The following is a 16,603-nucleotide window of genomic DNA, read 5'->3' on the forward strand; positions in this document are numbered from 1 at the left end:
ATACTCATTTTAAATCCAGTAACAAAAGGTTCGCAATCCTTTTTTTGGGGTTACGAAAAATAAGAAGCTGATCCAAATAGTCGTTTTTGGATCAGCCCTTTTTTTAACCAATCCGGCCATCTATACTTGTCAAATGAAAAACATGTGATTGGAAGTCCCCTCCACGCTCGGCATTTTGACTGTTTACACCATTGAATTCGGTGGGAAGCTGAAGGCCTGCGTGCATCAGTTCATCTCCATAGCAGCACTGGCCGCTCTCAGCCACTTGATAAAACTTTGCTTCGTCCAGCCCCTTAAGCTTTAATGTTTGCTGTTTTGGTGAATTGGGGATTGCCAAAACCTTGTAGTATCCGATTAATGCTTCTGATTGATCCTGGCTGACGACCATCCATGCTGTTTCATTTCCATCGAATGGACTTTGCAGGCGATAAAATTTACCGTCGCGAATTAATCCTCGGTGCTTTTTATAAAAAGAAACCTGCTCTTTGATTTCCAGACGTTCTTCTTCTGTTAAATGAAGAGGATCCAGCTCATAGCCAAAGGTTCCAAAGTAAGCCGTATTCGCTCTCGTCGATAATGGCGTGGTTCTTAATGTTTGGTGATTTGGAACGGCCGAAACATGAGATCCCATGCTATAGACCGGATAAGCAAATGATGTTCCGTATTGGATCTTGAGCCTTTCGACGGCATCAGTATCATCACTTGTCCACGCCTGTGGTGCGTAGTACATCATTCCCGGATCAAACCGCCCACCCCCGCCCGCACACGATTCAAACAACACCTGAGGAAATTCACTAGTTAACCGTTCATATAGTCGGTAAACGCCTAAAATATAGCGGTGAAAAAATTCCCCTTGCTGATTTGGAACTAATTTTTGCGAAAAGGCTTCTGTAATATTGCGATTCATATCCCACTTAATGTAATCAAGGTCTGTCCGTTTAATAATATCGGCCATTTTTTCGTATAAATAATCAACGATTTCCGACATTGAAAAATCAAGCACCAGCTGATTGCGGCCTAGTGTACGCTTTTCTGGCATACCGACCGCCCAATCCGGATGTTCTCTAAATAAATCACTGTCAGGGCTGATCATCTCAGGTTCAAACCAGAGACCAAACTTCATGCCTAATGAAGAAATTTTTTGAACGAGACTCTCTAACCCATTGGGAAGCTTATTTAAATCCACGTTCCAATCACCAAGTGAGGTTGTATCATCGTTTCTTTTGCCAAACCATCCATCGTCAAGCACAAACAATTCGATTCCTAAGTCACTGGCGGATTTTGCGATTTTCACCAGCTTTTCCTCATTGAAATCAAAGTAGGTAGCTTCCCAGTTATTAATCAATATTGGCCGTTCTTGCTTCTGCCATTGAGCCGGGATTAAATTTCTCCGATAAAGATCATGAAAAGCCTGGCTCATTCCATTTAGCCCTTGATCAGAATACACCATTATTGCTTCAGGTGTTTGAAAGGACTCCTCCGGCATTAATGACCACCGGAAGCCAAATGGATGAATTCCAACTGTCAGTCTCGCCATGTCATAATGATCCACTTCCACTTGCATGAGAAAATTACTGCTATAAACAAAATTAAAGCCGTATACCTCACCTGCATGCTCCGTCGCAGATGGTCTTTTTAATGCTAAAAATGGATTATGATGGTGAGAGCTTGCCCCGCGCAGACTAGAAATGGACTGGATTCCAGTTTCAAGTTTTCTTTCCTTTACATGCCGTTCCCGTGACCATGCCCCGGCTAAATGAACAAATTGAAAATCCTTATCAGGCAAATCAAGCGATGTACTCATTATTCTTTCAATCGACAATTCCTCTTGACCACTATTTTTCAAGAAGGCGCTTCTTGAAATGACTGGTTTATCACGGAAAATAGTATAATTTAAGATTAATTCGGCTTGTAAAACCTCATCCTTTAAGGTGATTTGAATTGTACTGGCTTCGCTGAGGTTTTCTGCATAGGTTGCTGGCAGACCCTCAAGACGAGGCTTTCCTTCCAGTAACCGAAAAGATTCATATTTAAAATTGGGAACATGGTTAACGTTCTGTTTGGTTAGACTGATTGCGGGTTCCCTGAAATCTGAATTTCCGTAGGCCGGGTATTCCTGCCGCAGTGTTTCCAGACAAAAGGCTGGATCGTCTGCATAAACATGACAGCTGGCGGCAGTTGGTACATCATACCGCTGCAAATGGGAGAAATCGCTTCGATGCCTTATTTTTTTGCCAAAATAGAGATGACCTAGCTGTCCATTCTTCATCACGTGGAAAATATAGCTTACCTGACCATTTGTTAAATGGAATTGCTGTTTTTCTATATTCGTATGTATTTGCATAAAACTTCACCTTCTTCTAAATGGATGTCGTTTTGAAAATAGGGGGTTCATCATAAACACCCCCTATAAATCTCCTATATCATTGAACTAATAAGGTTCCATCTTCATTAACAAACTCGATTGTATAAGTTTCCTTATGTTTACGATCCTCAGATGTTACGATAATAGTCGCTTTGCCCGGCAAGGAAGCTGGCAGGTTGATTTGTGCATCAGCAAAAAGATCGTTTGTAATTGCCTCCATATTTAATTCCTTATGCACCCGGCCATTCATTTCCACTTGATAGGTGAAGGTATCGGCTTTAAAGTCTTTAAGTGGCTGCCCATTAATCAGGACCTTTTCAAGCGTCGCATCCTCCCCTGCACTTGGAACAGAAGTTTCTCCAACACCCCATACCATTAGTTCTGAAATGGCTATACATGTGTTCGGCATTGCCTGCATCATTGCCCGAATCTTGGAAGTTTGGAGAGGCTCAAATGAAAGATTGATATCTTTTTTAGCCGCCACCTCGGTTTGAGTGCCTTCAATATCAACCCATGCACTGCCATTCCAATATTGCAGCACGAATGATTGTGCCGGTCTCGTACCGCCGCCATCATCATAGAAATGGAAATCTACTTTAGAAATGGTCTCTTCTTTGCCAAAATCAATCGCAACCCAGTCTTCTTTTCTCCAATTGTTTGGATCCCAGTTCGTCCAGCGGGCACTGGAGATAATTCCATCATTTATGTTTGCGGCACTATCGTACATTCCCGTGAAGGAAGCACTTGCTTTCGGGAACTCAATTCCAGATTTCTTCAAGGCAAGGTTTTTCAAAGCAGGCTTTACAACCTGAACCTCTGCAAATGCTTTAACTGGGCTGTCTGGATTTTTTCCTCTCACTGTAAATTTGCCTAGACCAGCATAAAGCGAAGGATCGATCTCATCCCATAGAATGGCGACCTTACCATGAGAACCGTTGGTTAATTTTGCTGTTGCTTCTTTTGGTAAAATTGGTGCCACGCCTGGTGTCGTTTTCACTTTGACAGGCTCGATACTCTCAATCTTAGAAACAATTACCGTTGCAATGGCCTTTATGTTTGTGCCTTCTACCTTACCCTCAACAGTAAAGACATTTTCACGATCATAGAGGGCTGGATCCATTTCATTCCAAACGACATCTTTTAAAACTTGATTCCCATCACCGTATACTGCCGTTACTTCATTAGGCAGAACTGGTGCCGTTTTTTTCTTTGGCACAACAACCTCTACCGGTTCAATCTTGGTAATTCCCGCTTTAACCAGCTTCCATACCTGATTATTTCCGGCATTCGGCTGCCACACCGTTGCCCGGGCATCCTCCGCTTTGGATTGTCCGCCTATCTCAAGCAGTTTGCCATTTTGTACATTGACAAATGTATATTCTCCATTTCCATAGGTGGATAGAATCCATTTTTGACTTGGTTGATCCTCATCCTTCTGCAAAATGGCCGAACCGTTTTCAATACCAAGTACCTTGCCGCTTGCCAGATGGACAATTTGATAAATCTCCTTGTTGCTGTTACCATTCGTTACTTTTTGAATTCTCCAGCTCTGATTATCTTTTTCAAGAACTTTCGTTTTTTGTACAATCGCTGCTTGATCCTGAGCGATGTCTAGTACTTTCCCGCTGTTTTTATTAATAATATTGTAGTCTGCATCGGAATCGACAACACTTTGATTAGCGGCAACACCGGATACTTTTGAAATTACAAAAGTAGTAATTGATTGCGGTTTAACGACTGCTGATAACTTCTTATCTGAAATTTTAATAGCAGATCCCTTAGCAATATTATCCGTTGCTGACGTTACATAAGGAACAGCTTTCGCGTCATCTTTAACCGTTTCAAATCCTGATAAGTCAAAGTTCAGCGCCTTTTCCTCTGTCGTACTGTTTGTATAAACTAAGATAAGCGATTCATCCTGTTTATTGATGGCAGCTAATGTACTGCTGCTGTTTGAATTGATGACTTGAGAACCCGGACGGATAAATTTACTGTAGTTCCCCATTGCAAAGTATTTTTTATTTTTATAAATTTCCACCTTGCTGAAATCCTTAGGATCAAAGTCAACTTGAATTAATCCCCAATTTCCATTTTCGTGTTCTGGGTTCATATTGACTTCATCTTCAATTGCCTGCCATAGCACCCATGCCTCTGGTTCAAGCTTTTGAATATCACTAGTAATTTGTTCAGATAGGCCAAGACCTGTTCGAATATCGGTATGATTTTGCCCGATGCCTCCGGGACTGTAATCTACCTCTGACATCCACAGCCTCTTGCCAGATGATTTGGCAATATCCCGCACGCCAATTTGCTGGTCATGCACGTACGTATGTACATTTAATCCCCCGATATTGGCACGTGTTTCAGCATTATATTGCTCCCAATCATTTATAAACGCTTGCGGAAGGGATTCATCCATTGCAGAAACAACTGTTTTAAGTTGTTTTGCAGCTAACTGCTTTTTCACCTCGTTAATGATTTTTGCCTGTGATTCCACTGGCCAGTTGGAGCCTTCCTGTCTTCCCAGTGCTTTCCAAAAGCCTGACCATGGTTCATTAATCGGTGAAAGCGTTTTAAATTCAATGTCTAGATCTTTTTGTAGATGATCAACGACTGTTGTTAAGTATGAAGCAAAATTTTCGAACTGGTCAGCCTTTAAATTTTCCTGTGACGGATTAGTGTTCCCTGAAACATAGCCACTTCTAGTCATAAAATAGGGAGCAGAATTGGAGAAGGCTTCAAACGTGTCTGCACCCCTTGATTTAGCAGCCTCCAGCCACCAGCGTTGATTTGCATCTGCATTCCAATTCCAATGGTCTGGATTCTTTGGATCCCACCAATTTGTTTGTTCCTTCCAGCCAGTGGTATTTCCTACTGGAGGGCCAAATTCTGCCGGCCGGTTCCAGTAGCCAGGGACTGCCCCGCCTTTACGCATATACGGTGCTGTCTCCGGCGAATCACCGCCGCCAATATTATAGCGGGCAATATTAAAATTCAACCCGTTCTCCCCGAATAGATCGTCTGCCAGCTGGTTTTTAAGTTCATCCGGCCAGCCTCCGGTAACATTCGCAAACCAGACAAGCGCCGTTCCCCAGCCATCAATTGGTTCATGCTGATAGCTTGGGTCTAATTTAATAGTCTCTTTATTAGAATTGACTTCAACAGAATTTTCCTCAGCAAAAGTCTTTTTAGTTATAGCGGGGGAAACTACCCCCATAATGAGTAAAACGATCATGCAATACGCAAATATTTTTCTACCAAATCTCTTAAGTAACATAAAGCAAATCCTTCCCTTCAATAGTTTTTAAGGTACATTTTCAGACAGTTTAGGATTCGATGTTTACTCATAGGAGGATGATTCTAAATCCTTCATATCCTTGGCTGTTGTCCATCATTCCGGGCATTACGGGAACAGTAATGTAGTGACTCAGAACATGCCATCACCCCCTAATACAGAGTTCACTCCAAAATCCTTTCTAAAAAATGGTCATTCTATCAATTGAGCATTTATCAACCTTTTTCGATAAATACTATACTAGGGTAGGGTTTATTCTGTTTTAATAACAAACTAATCTAGTAAAGAGTTCAGTTCGAACTCTTTACTAGTCATTATCGTTTTGAAATACTTAAATCCGTTGAATCATAAACTCAAATTCCATATCCTGCTCTGCATGAATGAGATGTTCGTCGTGAACTGGCGCCCCCCAGCTGTCATCCCCGCCAACCCCCATCTGTCTGCCTGCAATCGTTACGACCGTATAGTGGACATTCGGCAGCTCGTAATGATGCTGCGCATTTTCAAGTTCGAATGCTGTATAATGTGAAAAATTGCATTCAAGCGGCTCAGCAACAGAAGAAATTCTAATTCCCTGACCGTCACTGTTCGTCAGACTGGCCCTACGTACTCCGGTACGATTGCCCGACTCTTGCGGCATGACGTAACCAGATAAATTATCTGAAACTTGGTTTTTAAAGAGACCAAGTCTCGCTCCCTTACAGCGATCGGAATAATTCTCTTCCGGCCCCAACGCATACCATTCCAGTTGGTCATAATCAGCCGACACCTTGAAGGACACGGCAAAAATCGGCATCTGCGGAAGATTCACGGCTCCATGATAAACCGATTTAACACGAACGCTTCCATCGGATAAGACAGTGTAATTGATCTTCACTTCCACATCCGAGCTAATGGCTAATTTATAGGTAAAAGTGACACAAACCTGCTCATCACCTTCCTTCACCTCAACCCCAACACATTTTCGCGCCAGGCTAGCAGCATACCAAAGCCCCGAATGGAAGTCTTGAGAAAAGCCGCGGTCATTATCCGTTGTCGCTCTCCAGAACAATGGTGCAGGAGGAAGAGCAATCATTTCTTTTCCAGCATAATTCAACGATACTAAGCTTCCAGCTTGTTTTGAGAACATGATTGAGAAAGCACGACCATGGACACCAATATTGACATCACCTTCTGCCACTCTTAAAGTTCCAGGAATTGGTGCGGGCTTTTCGGTCCCTTTTACCTGAAACACGAACTGTCCAAAGGCAATTTCATATCCGGCATCTTCCCAAAGTGTATTCTCCTTCAATTTAAAGAAGGTATGAATACAATACTCGCCCGAATCTCTAACAATATCAGCAGGCAGCTGAAACTCCGCTCTTCCCTCACTCAGCGGCGCAACCGCCACATTAAGGTTCCCGCGAGCCATTTCCTTGCCCTCTCGGAACAGAATGTATTCCAAATCATAACCGGAGGTATCGGTGAAAAGACTGTCGTTTATCACCTTCACGCCAGTTTGATCCGGCTCCAGCTTGAAGTTTTGATACAGGTATTTGACTTCCTGCATTTTTGGCGATAACTCTCGATTTGCATAGACAATGCCATTCGTGCAGAAGCCGTAATCCGTCGGGCGGTCACCGAAGTCGCCGCCGTATGCTAAAAATTCTTTTCCATATCGGTCCTTCTTGATTATCGATTGATCGATATAATCCCAGATAAAGCCGCCTTGATACATCGGATATTTCCGCTCTAAATCCGTGTATTTATACATGCCGCCAAGCGAATTGCCCATTGCATGCATATACTCGCAGCTGATGTACGGTTTCTCCGGATTCTCACTTAAATATTTTTCAATATCGGAAGGCCTCGCATACATCCGGCTTTCCATATCACTGGTTTCGTTATAGTCACGGTTATGGAATACGCCCTCGTAATGAACAAGACGGCTAGTGTCGACTTCTTTAAAATATTTAGAAACATTCAGAATCACTTCGCCTGCGTATGATTCGTTTCCACAGGACCAAATCAATATGGACGGATGGTTCTTATCCCGCTCATACATCGAAATAGCTCTATCCATGACAATATCCTGCCATTCCGGCTTATTGCCCGGAATGTTCCACGAGGGCTCGACAGCGCCCATCTTTTGCCAGGATCCATGCGTTTCCAGGTTCATTTCATCGATAACATATATACCGAATTCATCACATAATTCGTACCAGTAGCTCTGGTTTGGATAATGCGAAGTACGGACTGCGTTGATGTTATTCTGTTTCAGTGTTTTAATATCCCAAAGCATGTCTTCTTTCGTAATCGCGCGGCCTCTTCGGCAATTGAATTCATGACGGTTTACTCCTTTAAAAACGATCCGTTCCCCGTTAAGGCGCATAATTTTATCTGCCAGCTCAAATCGTCTGTAGCCCACCTTCTGTGGAATAACCTCTACTAGACTTCCAGACTCGTTAAAGACTTGAATATATAGTTTGTATAAATAAGGATTTTCTGCACTCCATAGCTTAGGTCCATCAACCGCCATCGAAAATGTCCAATTCCCTTCACTGAAGACGCCGTCAGCAGCTGCGGTCAAGTAGCCATTTTCATCGTACAACTCTGCAGCAATTTTTGACGGCGAATAAACGGAGAGAAGTTTGAGATCCGCCTGAAGTGTCCCCTTTTTATAAGACGAATCCAATTCAGTCCGAACATTGGCATCAAACACATGGATCTCTGGTACTGTATAAAGATATACATCCCGGAAAATCCCCGAGAAACGCCAAAAATCCTGATCCTCCAGCCAACTGCCAGTGCTGCGCTGGTAAACCTCAACAGCCAGCTTATTCTCTCCTTCAACTAGATAAGGAGTTAACTCAAACTCTGACGGTGTGAACGAGTCTTCACTATACCCCACAAATTTTCCGTTCAACCACACATAAAAAGCCGATTCCACACCTTGAAACGAAATATACAAAGGCTTGTTCTCCATATGGGTAGGAACCGTAAACATCTTCACATAGCTGCCAACAGGATTATGATCCGTTGGAATTGCGGGTGGTCTAATATCGTTATGTCCGTCCCAAGGGTACATGGTATTTACATATTGCGGTTTTCCGTATCCCTGCAGCTGGATATGTCCAGGGACCGTAATATCTCCCCAGCCCGAGCAATTGAATTCGGGACTATAAAATTCTTTTGGACGATTATCCGGATTCACACTATATTGAAATTTCCAGTTTCCATTCAATTCATGACGCATTTTCATTGGAGCAGCATTTCTTGCTTCCTCTAACGTTTCGTAATAAGTGTGATCTGAATGGGCGGGAACCCTGTTAACGGCGAATACATTCAAATCTGTAAGCCAATCGATCGTTGGATTGATCGTCATAAACTAATACACTTCCTATCTACTTTTATAATTCACTATTTCACGGACCCCATCATTCCGGCAACGAAATGTTTTTGCATAATGAAGAAAATGAATGCTGCTGGCAGGGTTGCAATCACAATGGCGGTCATAATCACTCCAAAGTCCGGAGAGTAGCTAGAGCCAAGGTTAGAAATCAGCAGGGGAATCGTCTGATTTTCAGGAGATTGCAAGATAACAAGGGGCCATAAATAGCTATTCCAGCTCGCCATGAACGTAATAATCGCTGCTGCCGAATAAGTTGTTTTCATCGTTGGAACATAGATCCTAAAAAAGACACCCAATTCAGTTAATCCATCAATCCTTCCTGCTTCCAGTATTTCCTTCGGGAACATTTTTGTGCTTTGTCGAAAGAAAAAGATAAGAAAAGCAGTGGTAACGGTTGGCAGGATAACGGCTGCCAATGTATCAATGCCAATCATCGGAACCGATTGTGATATTGTCCCAAACATCCGGAATAACGGAACCATCAGCGCTGCAAAAGGAATCATCATGGAAAGGAGCAAAAAGTTGAATAAAAAGTCTTTTGTCCTGCTTTTAAAAATCTCAAATCCATATCCAGCCAAGGAGGCAATCAGCATCGCAAGAACCGTTGTAATAATCGAGATTTTAGTTGAGTTGATTAATGCCGGGATAAGATCTACCGTATCCAGCAGATTTTGAAGATTCTCGATAAAATGTGTGCCTGGCAGCAATCTTCCTTTCGTTACATCCACTGACTTATTGGTTGAACTAACAATCATCCATAAAAATGGGAATATCGAAACAATGGAAGCGATAATAAGGACTGTATAGCTAAAGATCCGTTTACTCATTTTTATCACCTGCCACTTTAAACTGAATAATCGAGAAGATAACAATCATAATCACAATGGCGTATGAAACAGTAGCTGCATAGCCAAAATCAGGAGTATATTTAAACGATAGATTGTAAATATACTGAGATATCGTCATCGTCGCATTTCCTGGTCCGCCTTTTGTAATATTCATGACCTCATCGAACAATTGAAGCGTACCAATGGTTGAGGTGATCGATGTAAACAGGATAATTGGCTTCAGCATTGGAATCGTAATTTTGAAAAATTGCTGAATCGATGAAGCTCCATCGATTTTCGCTGCTTCATAAATGGATTCATCGACGTTTTGTAGCGCAGATAAATAAAAAATCATGTTATAGCCAGTCCATCTCCATGTAATCGCGACAATGATCGCAATTTTTGCCCAGAAGGGATCTGTCAGCCACTGGATCGGTTCAGAAATAAGCGAAAGCTTCATTAACATAATGTTGATAATGCCATCCTGACCAAACAAATATTTAAAGATAACCGAATATGCTACAAGCGAGGTTACACATGGTAAAAAGATAGCCGTTCGGAATATTCCTTTCAGTTTCAGTGTTTTATTGTTCAATAAAACTGATAGGAATAAAGCGAGAATGATCATGATTGGAACTTGAATGATGAGATAAATGACCGTATTTTTTACTGTCGTTAGGAATGTCGGATCCTTAAACAAACGAGCATAATTATCAAGGCCTGTAAAGGTTAGATTCGCTCCTGTTCCGGATTGAAATGACAAGATGAGGGCTTGAACCATTGGATAGAAATAAAATAAGCAAATCATTGCGGAAGCTAATATCACAAAGGACCAGCCGATCAAAGCGTTCTTTGCTCGAACTTTCCTTCCTGATTTTGCTGTTTGTAAAGTGCTGCTTTGGTTTGCTTTAGCTGTTATCATGTTTATCATCTCCTTACCTTGTGAAAAATGAAACAGCCTCGGAACCATTCGCCTGACATTTCAGTTAGCTCCGTTACCGTTAAACCGTATAGGAGAAGCCGGCGAATTTCCGAGGCTTACTTCTTTATTATTTTTTAGATGTTAGGTTTATTTAATTTGTTCTTCTGCTTGTTTTTGAGCATCTTCTAACACCTTATCAAGGTCTTTTCCTTTAAGGTAGTCCTGCATTCCAACAGCTAAAATATCTTCAATGGCATACGTATGCAAACCATAGTTTACTTGTGGAATTTGCTCTGTCCAGTTTGCGAAATCAGTAATAATTTTTTGTCCTCCGAAGAAATCATCTGATGCCTTATATGCTTCCCCTTCAGCTGCTGGCTTGTAAGTACCAATCGCACCAATTTCTTTATTTAAAGTCTGGTAAAAGTCAACATTGGAACCAAAGGTTTTAGCAAGGAAATCAACTGCTTTTTCTTTTCCTGGAACGTTAAGGACGTACCAAGAGCTTCCGCCTAAGTTTGAAGCGTTAACCGAATTTGCAATTCCAGATTGTTTTGGCATTTGTACAACTGCCCATTTGCCAGATTGGGAGGCTTCAGACTTAATGGATGGTGTAATCCAGTTCCCTGTTGGAACAGTTGCAACGTCCCCGCTGTTAAAGCCTGCTACAAACTGGCTCCAGTCAGAAACCGGTTTCACTAAATCAGCGTCTAACATTTCTTTGTATGTTTTGAATGCTTCTTTTAAAGCTGCATTACCAGCTAAGTCAGGTGTAACCCCATCCTTTTTTAAATACCAAGCGCCACTTGTCTGAATCATCATGCGGATAAGGCCAAGGTCTTTTGGATCCTGTGTCAGCATGACTTTACCAGTTGCTTCTTTTACCTTTTTACCAATCTCAATGTACTTATTCCAGTCGATATTTTGTAAATCAGCTACTTTGTAGCCGGCTTTTTCTAAATAATCCGTTCTAACATATAATCCAGTTACGCCAGTGTCGAATGGAAGTCCATAGTTTTTGCCGTCCAAGCTGGTTGGAGCCATTTTATACTGAGCAAAGTCATCTGGTTTGAAAGAACCAGTCAGTTCCTGGAACATGTCTGGATATGCTTTCAAGAAGCTTTGCGCCCGATAATCCTCAATCAACACAATATTCGGCAGGCCTTTCGTCGTTCCAGAGCTTAAGCTGGTGTTTAGCTTTTGAACGATGTCTGCCTGAGCGTTTTCAACTACTTTAATCTTAAGATCAGGATTTTCAGATTTATAGGCTTCTTTTGCCAGATTCATCGCTTTAATGTTAAAATTCGGGTCCCATGCCCATACGGTAATTTCCTTCGTATCTTTTGACTCGCCTGAAGCTTGTTTATCCTTTGATCCAGAAGAACAAGCAGTTAAAAGTAAAATACTTACTAAAAATAGTGCTAATACTTTTTTCATTCGATATTCCCCCCAAGCGTATCTAATGTGATTTTGTAAGCGTTATCTCCTTACAAGTATTATCGTAGCACCTGCTGAGGCTTTACCGTTAGGACGATATTTTTTAGAGTTGGTAATATTTTTACGAGTTGAATGCGCTTCCATTTCTCTAAATTTGTATTATTTTTTGATTCTATGATTTTTTTTATTTCGTCGAACAAGGAAGCGTAATCCGGACTTTTGTCCCTTCACCCAGTTCACTGGAAATGGTTACCCCGAATGCTTCCCCATAAATAAGCTGAATGCGTTCATGGACATTCCGGACTCCAATACCGGAGAAAAGCGCCTGCTTCCGCTTTGTATTCGGTAGTTTATTTTCTGCGGAAACTTCCATTCCGTCCCCGTTATCGACCACTTCGCAAATTAGATTGGCACCCTCCTGCCAGACAAGGACATTTATATACCCACTTGCCTTTTTATTAAAACCGTGAAAGAACGAATTTTCGATAAATGGCTGTAAAATCAATTTGGGGATTTGATAATCCCTGCAATCCGGTGAAACGAAGAAGTTCACTTTTATTCGATCCCCATATCGCTTTTGGTTTATTAACACATAATTTTTTAAGTTCTCCAATTCCTGTTCAATTGTAATGGTCTCACTGACATTGCCAATCGTATTCTGGAGTAGGGAAATAAGAGCATTAATAACAGCCTCTGTTTCTTCTTTTACACCCTGTTGAACCATGAATTTAATAGAAGTCAATGTATTGTATAAGAAATGCGGATTAATTTGCTGCTGGAGGGCAGCCAATTCGGCATTTCGCTGTTGTTTCTGCGCCAAAACAAGTTGTTCAACATAATCATGCAGTTCATCAAGCATCGAGTTAAAGGTGTTGCCAATTTGTCTTGTTTCATACGTGCCGGTAACAGCAACATATTGGTGGAAGTTGTGTTTCGGGGCATTCCCGATTTGCTTTACCAGTCTCGAAAGCGAATTCGTTACACGTCTGGACGCCAAAAACACAATAATCAGGGCTGCAAAAACGATCCCCATCGAGATCAGGACAATCGCCTTTTTATTAATTAAATCGCCGACTGCCTTTTGCTTATCGATGATATTGAAGAGGAACATATCGAAGGATGGCAGGTACTCCATCGTAATAATTTGTTCCTTTCCCATGAATTTATCCACGATGTAATTGTTAGAGCCTTTTTCGATTTTAGCTGCATATTTTACGAGCTGGTCATCTCTTTTCCCGATGAGCTCTGATAGGTTACTAGACACAATCACTCCCCGCCTGTCTGCCATTACAACATTATTTCCGGGTGCCGTGTAACTCGAGTAAAACTTTCTAAACTCCTTCTCATGGATCACAAAATACATCGAACCATAGATATTTCCTGTTAGACGGTCCATCAATGCTTTGGAGGCAACAATCACATTTCCATCACCGGCCTCTAAAGTTTTGCCAAAACGGTGGTCATATTGATATAAGATCCTTTTCGGATTGTTAAACGTATTACGGGTTAATGTACTATTCTTTAGGTCTTCATCTGTTATGGGCCAATAATTTCGGTCGGTTGCGTAGCTAAGCCCATTTTTCCCGGTAACGATGATTTCAACCTCGTAAGCGTCCAAATTGGATTTAATATGCTTCATTTGCTGGCTCATCGTAAAAATGGCATTCATTTTTTCCGTATTCGAGCCTTCTTCCGTTAAGATTTTCTTGAGATTGCCGCTTTGCAGAAGGTTGTTTGACGCAATAATAATGGAATAATTAAAAGACTCAAAGCTCTCTTTAACTTGATTCATCACTTTCGAGTTCGTAATGCTGAACTTTTCAAAAAAGAATTGCTCCGACATGCGAATCGTCGTCCATGTGATCGTAACGGAAACGATTACAATCATCAGAACGGTAATGAGGAACATAGTGATAAACAGGTTGTTATGTTTAAACCGATTAGGAATAAGCCTCATTGATATCATCTCTTATCTTAAGGTTTGTTTTCGTTTGTATTGGCTCGGAGATATTCCCTTAATTTTCTTAAAAACCTTACAAAAATAACTGTGATCCGAGTAGCCGACCAATCCGCTGATTTCAGAAATGGATACTGTCCCTTTGATGAGCATTTTAGCCGCTTCCTCGATCCGGATCTTGTTCAGATATTCAATAAACCCTTCATTATTGTGGGTGGAAAAATAGTTTGATAGGTACGAGGGATTAAAATGAAATTGCTTGGCCACATCCTTCAGGGTAATCGGTTCTGCATAATGGTTCCGTATATATTCCATTATCTTTTTCATGTTTAGATTGTCAGGCTCCGTTTGGGTTGAAAATATACATGTTTTGGCTTCCTCGATAAACTGATTCAACAGGGTCGCAACCTCTACTGCATTACTTGCATCTTCAATCGATTTAAAATAGGAATACCTGGCATTCTCTAATTCTTTCACGTCATATTCCATATTACTTAGCAGAATGGTTATGTTAAAAATAATGTTTCCAAAGAAAGCTTTATATTCATAAACATCTGTTGTGTAACACCTTGATAAAGAGGAAACATGATCATGTAGATATCGGAAAGCCTCATCAAAATTCTTCCTTTTAAATTCTTCCGTAAACCAATCCAAATTGAAATTTTCCTGCTTGACCGGCAATTCCGGCAAATCTCGTTTCGTTAAGAATTGCTTATTAGGGAAATAAAAACGATAGTTTATCAGCTTTAAAAGGCTTTCTTTATAGATAGTTCCTATTTGAGAAAAATCAATGAATTCTTCTGATAGTACTAAACCAATCCCAGGATTCGCTTTTGCAAATGAGCAAGCCAAGCTTATGACATGATCCATATTTTCTTTGTTCACATTCAATAAAAGCACAAGAATATTTTGGTCAAATTGAAATGAGTAGTGTGCCGCTTGTTCGATATAATGGGGTATTGCCTCCTCCAATTTTGTTTGGATGTCGGTATGGAGCGTCTTTAAGTCAACACCCAATAGACAGTAATGGCTGTATGGAAAAGAATTTAACACTGAATCCATATCATAAATTGCTTCATATCCTGATACCAGCTTATGAATGATTTGTCCTAAAGAGAGTCGAGCATCTGTATTCCTGACCACTTTTTGAAACGCTGGTATGCGGCTTGATGCTGTCTTCAATGCTTTTAATAAGTTTTGTGCATCCAGCTTCGGTTTTAAAATGTAATCAACGACGCCATTTTGAAATGTGGAGCGAACATAGTCGAATTCGCCGAAACTGCTCAGGATGATGATTTCGATTTGAGGGTATTTTTCCTTGACGATTCTTGTTAATTCTTCTCCATCCATGATGGGCATGACAATATCGGTAATGATGATATGGGGATTCGTCGACTCTATTAATCCAAGAGCTTCCTGTCCGTTTGAAGCTTCCCCCACAATCAAGAAACCTTCCTGTTCCCAATCAATATAATGTTTTATCCCTTGCCTGATTAGCATTTCGTCGTCTACAATCAGCGTTCTGCATCGTTCCCCAACTGTCATTTTCATCCCTCCAGATGGTAACATTTAATGATGTACATTTTGCTATTATTTTAATATATAAATACCATCCTGAAATAGAATTTTAAATATTACACTTTTTAGAACACTAAAAATAGAGGTGCCCCAATTCAATCAACACCTTGTTAGCGTTTTCATTATTTCATAGAATCATTTGTTTTTCAAAGCACTAAAATAAGTAGGAATAATCAAACTGGAGATTTTAATAAAGATGTTATAAAAAAAGAACTTTGTTAATCCCCCTGTATGGGATTGACAAAGTCCTTTTCCTCGCATTAGTTTTTAATTAAACGTTTGATTAGTATCTTTTTTTACCCTTTAAGTAGGAATTCATTACCATCTACATCGCTAAAATGAACGAAGGTGCCCCATTGCATTTCCTTAGGCTCGTCTTTAAACAAAACACCATTTGCTTTCATTTTTTCATATGTACCCATTACATCTTCACAGTTAAAAACGATGGATGCCTTCAGGCCTTCATGTCCTGGCATCATGGATTTTGGATAAATTACTAGATGTGATTTGGCATTAGCAGGTGCTACTTCAAGCCAAAAGGCATTTGGTCCCATTGGAAATTCTGCTTTAACTTCAAAACCAACCTTCTCTGTCCAAAATTCCTTTGCTTTTTGCTGATCGTCTACATAAACAGCGACCGTAGCTATATTCGTGATCATCCTTGTTTCCTCCTGAAAAATTTTTGACTTCTACTTTATTTAATCAAACGTTTAATTAATTTTTCAATAAGCGAATTAACTTTCTTATAAAACTCTTATTTACCAAAGGTTCAGGCTAATTTAATCAATCGTTTGATTAGATTTCTACATTTGTAAGACTTCCCATAAATCA

Annotated in this window: 9 protein-coding genes; all 9 read right to left on the reverse strand. The window is 40.7% G+C overall.

The genetic code is table 11. From position 1 onward, the window contains the following. Positions 1 to 103: 103 nt before the first annotated feature. The 9 genes from AC59HZ_RS26015 to AC59HZ_RS26055 all read right to left on the reverse strand — a co-directional run bounded on the left by AC59HZ_RS26015 (position 104) and on the right by AC59HZ_RS26055 (position 16,431). The gene (locus tag AC59HZ_RS26015; protein ID WP_496548663.1) at positions 104 to 2,344 is read right to left on the reverse strand and encodes an alpha-galactosidase; all 2,241 of its coding nucleotides are present in this window, start codon (positions 2,342 to 2,344) and stop codon (positions 104 to 106) included. 79 nt (positions 2,345 to 2,423) lie between these two features. Continuing rightward, complete coding sequence (locus tag AC59HZ_RS26020) at positions 2,424 to 5,642, reverse strand: glycoside hydrolase (protein ID WP_496548664.1); 3,219 nt, start codon at positions 5,640 to 5,642, stop codon at positions 2,424 to 2,426. Between the two features lie 349 nt (positions 5,643 to 5,991). Next, positions 5,992 to 9,024, reverse strand: coding sequence for a beta-galactosidase, LacZ type (gene lacZ, locus AC59HZ_RS26025; protein ID WP_496548665.1), 3,033 nt, complete (start codon positions 9,022 to 9,024; stop codon positions 5,992 to 5,994). A gap of 35 nt (positions 9,025 to 9,059) precedes the next feature. Beyond that, a complete protein-coding gene (locus AC59HZ_RS26030) occupies positions 9,060 to 9,878 on the reverse strand; it encodes a carbohydrate ABC transporter permease (RefSeq protein WP_496548666.1) in 819 nt (272 codons plus the stop codon). After that, a complete protein-coding gene (locus tag AC59HZ_RS26035; protein WP_496548667.1) occupies positions 9,871 to 10,800 on the reverse strand; it encodes a carbohydrate ABC transporter permease in 930 nt (309 codons plus the stop codon). Before AC59HZ_RS26035 ends, AC59HZ_RS26030 begins: the two co-directional genes overlap by 8 nt. 147 nt (positions 10,801 to 10,947) lie before the next feature. After that, positions 10,948 to 12,237, reverse strand: a complete 1,290-nt coding sequence (locus AC59HZ_RS26040) for an ABC transporter substrate-binding protein (protein ID WP_496548668.1) — start codon at positions 12,235 to 12,237, stop codon at positions 10,948 to 10,950. Between the two features lie 184 nt (positions 12,238 to 12,421). Beyond that, positions 12,422 to 14,194 carry a sensor histidine kinase gene (locus AC59HZ_RS26045; protein WP_496548669.1) on the reverse strand — a complete coding sequence of 591 codons (1,773 nt, stop codon included), beginning with the start codon at positions 14,192 to 14,194 and terminating at the stop codon, positions 12,422 to 12,424. Between the two features lie 12 nt (positions 14,195 to 14,206). Continuing rightward, positions 14,207 to 15,739 carry a response regulator gene (locus tag AC59HZ_RS26050; protein WP_496548670.1) on the reverse strand — a complete coding sequence of 511 codons (1,533 nt, stop codon included), beginning with the start codon at positions 15,737 to 15,739 and terminating at the stop codon, positions 14,207 to 14,209. Positions 15,740 to 16,068: 329 nt separating this feature from the next. Continuing rightward, entirely contained in the window at positions 16,069 to 16,431 is a 363-nt protein-coding gene (locus AC59HZ_RS26055) for a VOC family protein (protein WP_496548671.1), read from the reverse strand. Positions 16,432 to 16,603 lie beyond the last annotated feature (172 nt).

The sequence above is a fragment of the Neobacillus sp. DZ-9 genome (assembly GCF_059587065.1).

Excerpts from the sequence above, each read along its gene's own strand:
- AC59HZ_RS26015 (WP_496548663.1), bottom strand. The coding sequence starts at position 2,344 with ATGCAAATACATACGAATATAGAAAAACAGCAATTCCATTTAACAAAT.
- AC59HZ_RS26020 (WP_496548664.1), bottom strand. The coding sequence starts at position 5,642 with ATGTTACTTAAGAGATTTGGTAGAAAAATATTTGCGTATTGCATGATC.
- lacZ (WP_496548665.1), bottom strand. The coding sequence starts at position 9,024 with ATGACGATCAATCCAACGATCGATTGGCTTACAGATTTGAATGTATTC.
- AC59HZ_RS26030 (WP_496548666.1), bottom strand. The coding sequence starts at position 9,878 with ATGAGTAAACGGATCTTTAGCTATACAGTCCTTATTATCGCTTCCATT.
- AC59HZ_RS26035 (WP_496548667.1), bottom strand. The coding sequence starts at position 10,800 with ATGATAACAGCTAAAGCAAACCAAAGCAGCACTTTACAAACAGCAAAA.
- AC59HZ_RS26040 (WP_496548668.1), bottom strand. The coding sequence starts at position 12,237 with ATGAAAAAAGTATTAGCACTATTTTTAGTAAGTATTTTACTTTTAACT.
- AC59HZ_RS26045 (WP_496548669.1), bottom strand. The coding sequence starts at position 14,194 with ATGAGGCTTATTCCTAATCGGTTTAAACATAACAACCTGTTTATCACT.
- AC59HZ_RS26050 (WP_496548670.1), bottom strand. The coding sequence starts at position 15,739 with ATGACAGTTGGGGAACGATGCAGAACGCTGATTGTAGACGACGAAATG.
- AC59HZ_RS26055 (WP_496548671.1), bottom strand. The coding sequence starts at position 16,431 with ATGATCACGAATATAGCTACGGTCGCTGTTTATGTAGACGATCAGCAA.